The following is a 3,324-nucleotide window of genomic DNA, read 5'->3' on the forward strand; positions in this document are numbered from 1 at the left end:
GTCGTTGACACCCCACAGCACGAACTGGTCCGTATCGGCACGGTGCGCGGTGGAATATCAGCTTTCCGCGTTCTTCGCGCCGTGCTTCCCGCTTTCTTCGAATGGCACCGTTCTTCTTTGCTCCCCCGGAGGTGAGCCAGATGGCCATGCCGCTGCGCCAGACCGTCAAGGTCGCGACATATCTCTTTGAACAGAAGCTGCGCAAGCGGGAGAAGTTCCCGCTGATCGTCGAGTTGGAGCCGCTCTTCGCGTGCAACCTCGCGTGCGAGGGATGCGGAAAGATCCAGCACCCGGCCGGTGTGCTCAAGCAGCGCATGCCGGTGGCCCAGGCCGTGGGCGCCGTCCTGGAATCCGGTGCGCCGATGGTGTCCATCGCAGGCGGCGAACCGCTGATGCACCCTCAGATCGACGAGATCGTGCGGCAGTTGGTGGCGAAGAAGAAGTATGTCTTCCTCTGCACCAACGCCATGCTGCTGCGCAAGAAGCTGAAGAAGTTCACGCCTTCCCCGTACTTCGCGTTCGCCGTGCACATCGACGGAATGCGGGAGCGGCACGACGAATCCGTCGCGAAGGAGGGCGTGTTCGACGAGGCGGTGGAGGCCATCAAGGAAGCCAAGAAGCAAGGTTTCCGGGTGACCACGAACTCCACCTTCTTCAGCAACGACACGCCGCAGAACATCATCGAGGTCCTCAACTTCCTCAATGACGAGCTGCAGGTCGACGAGATGATGCTGTCGCCCGCCTACGCCTACGAGAAGGCGCCGGACCAGGAGCACTTCCTGGGCGTCGAGCAGACCCGCGAACTCTTCAAGAAGGCCTTCGCGGGCGGCAACCGGCGGCGCTGGCGGCTCAACCACTCGCCGCTCTTCCTGGACTTCCTGGAGGGCAAGGCGGACTTCTCCTGCACCGCGTGGGCGATCCCGAACTACTCGCTCTTCGGCTGGCAGCGCCCCTGCTATCTGATGAGCGACGGGTACGTCCCGACGTACAGGGAGCTCATCGAGGAGACGGACTGGAGCAAGTACGGCCGCGGCAAGGACCCGCGGTGCGCCAACTGCATGGCGCACTGCGGCTACGAACCGACCGCCGTACTCGCCACCATGGGCTCCCTCAAGGAGTCCCTCCGCGCCGCCCGTGAGACGGTCTCCGGAAACCGCGGGTGACGTCATGACCCCTGGAACGCCCGTCTCACTGGGCCTTCCCGAGCTGCCGGTCCGGCCGATCGCGGAGCGTCGCGTCTCGCGGCGCATCGAGGTCGGGCCGGTGGCGGTGGGGGGCGGTGCGCCCGTCTCGGTGCAGTCGATGACGACGACGCGTACGTCCGACATCGGGGCGACGCTGCAGCAGATCGCCGAGCTGACGGCGTCCGGCTGCCAGATCGTGCGGGTCGCGTGCCCGACGCAGGATGACGCGGACGCGCTGTCGACGATCGCGCGCAAGTCGCAGATCCCGGTGATCGCCGACATTCATTTCCAGCCGAAGTATGTGTTCGCGGCGATCGACGCGGGCTGTGCGGCGGTGCGTGTGAATCCGGGCAACATCAAGCAGTTCGACGACAAGGTCGCGGAGATCGCGCGGGCCGCCTCCCAGGCCGGTACGCCGATCCGGATCGGCGTCAACGCGGGTTCGCTGGACGCGCGCCTTCTTAAGAAGTACGGCAAGGCCACTCCGGAGGCCTTGGTCGAGTCGGCCCTCTGGGAGGCGTCCCTCTTCGAGGAGCACGACTTCCGGGACATCAAGATCTCGGTGAAGCACAACGACCCGGTCGTGATGGTGAACGCCTATCGGCAGTTGGCCGCCGCCTGTGACTATCCGCTGCACCTCGGCGTGACGGAGGCCGGTCCGGCCTTCCAGGGCACGATCAAGTCGGCGGTCGCCTTCGGGGCATTGCTGAGCGAGGGCATCGGCGACACCATCCGGGTCTCGCTGTCCGCACCGCCCGCCGAGGAGGTCAAGGTCGGCATCCAGATCCTGGAGTCGCTGAACCTGCGCCAACGGCGCCTGGAGATCGTCTCCTGCCCGTCCTGCGGGCGGGCGCAGGTGGACGTGTACAAGCTGGCCGACGAGGTCACGGCGGGCCTCGACGGCATGGAGGTGCCGCTGCGCGTCGCCGTCATGGGATGTGTCGTCAACGGTCCTGGGGAGGCCCGTGAGGCGGATCTCGGTGTCGCGTCCGGCAATGGCAAGGGGCAGATCTTCGTCAAGGGCGAGGTCATCAAGACCGTGCCCGAGTCGAAGATCGTGGAGACCCTCATCGAAGAGGCGATGAAGATCGCCGCACAGATGGAGGACGACGGCATCGCCTCAGGGCTGCCCGCCGTCACCGTGAGCTGAACAAACCAGAGAGGGGGCCCGAGCATGACCATTCTGGACACCATTCGGGGGCCGCGGGATCTGAAGGCGCTGACCGAGGCCGAGCTCGACGAACTGGCCGAGGAGATCCGGGAGTTCCTGGTGCACGCGGTCGCCAGAACCGGCGGCCATCTCGGGCCCAATCTGGGGGTGGTGGAACTCTCCATCGCCCTCCACCGGGTCTTCGAGTCGCCGGTCGACCGCATCGTCTGGGACACCGGCCACCAGAGCTACGTACACAAACTGCTCACGGGGCGGCAGGACTTCTCCAAGCTGCGTGGCAAGGGCGGCCTCTCCGGCTATCCCTCGCGTGCGGAGTCCGAGCACGACATCGTCGAGAACAGCCATGCGTCGACCGCGCTCGGCTGGGCCGACGGTCTCGCCAAGGCGCGCCAGGTGCTCGGCGAGCGCGGGCATGTGGTCGCCGTCATCGGGGACGGCGCGCTCACCGGCGGCATGGCGTGGGAGGCGCTCAACAACATCGCGGCCGCGAAGGACCGGCCGCTGATCATCGTCGTGAACGACAACGAGCGTTCGTACGCCCCGACGATCGGTGGCCTCGCGAACCACCTCGCCACGCTGCGTACGACCGACAGCTATGAGCGGGTGCTCGCCTGGGGCAAGGACATACTCCAGCGCACTCCCGTCATCGGGCACACCGTGTACGAGTCGTTGCACGGCGCCAAGAAGGGCTTCAAGGACGCCTTCGCACCGCAGGGCATGTTCGAGGACCTGGGGCTCAAGTACGTCGGGCCGATCGACGGGCACGACGTCGGCGCCGTCGAGTCGGCGCTGCGCCGCGCGAAACGCTTCCACGGCCCCGTCCTGATCCACTGCCTCACCGAGAAGGGGCGCGGCTACGAACCGGCGCTCGCCGACGAGGGGGACCGCGTACACACCCTCTGCGTGTTGGACCCCCTGACCGGCGAGCCGCGCGCACCCCCCCACCGCCCCGCCGGGGCCACGGGGTTA

At 66.9% G+C, this 3,324-nt stretch carries 3 protein-coding genes and 1 pseudogene; all 4 read left to right on the plus strand.

Translation table 11 applies throughout. The annotated features are described in order from the left end of the window. Positions 1–135: pseudogene (locus tag ACFWY6_RS44810) on the plus strand (1-hydroxy-2-methyl-2-butenyl 4-diphosphate reductase); the annotation flags it as partial. Positions 136–140: 5 nt separating this feature from the next. Further along, positions 141–1,163 (plus strand): adenosyl-hopene transferase HpnH, encoded by a 1,023-nt coding sequence (gene hpnH, locus ACFWY6_RS44815; RefSeq protein WP_266872430.1) that lies wholly within the window; start codon positions 141–143, stop codon positions 1,161–1,163. A 4-nt stretch (positions 1,164–1,167) separates the two neighbouring features. After that, a complete protein-coding gene (gene ispG / locus ACFWY6_RS44820) occupies positions 1,168–2,334 on the plus strand; it encodes a flavodoxin-dependent (E)-4-hydroxy-3-methylbut-2-enyl-diphosphate synthase (protein ID WP_384703517.1) in 1,167 nt (388 codons plus the stop codon). Positions 2,335–2,358: 24 nt separating this feature from the next. Next, positions 2,359–3,324, plus strand: a 966-nt coding sequence (locus ACFWY6_RS44825; protein ID WP_384703520.1) for a 1-deoxy-D-xylulose-5-phosphate synthase N-terminal domain-containing protein, incomplete at its 3' end; no start/stop codon positions are given.

The organism is Streptomyces sp. NPDC059037 (genome assembly GCF_042740015.1).
GTDB lineage: Bacteria > Actinomycetota > Actinomycetes > Streptomycetales > Streptomycetaceae > Streptomyces.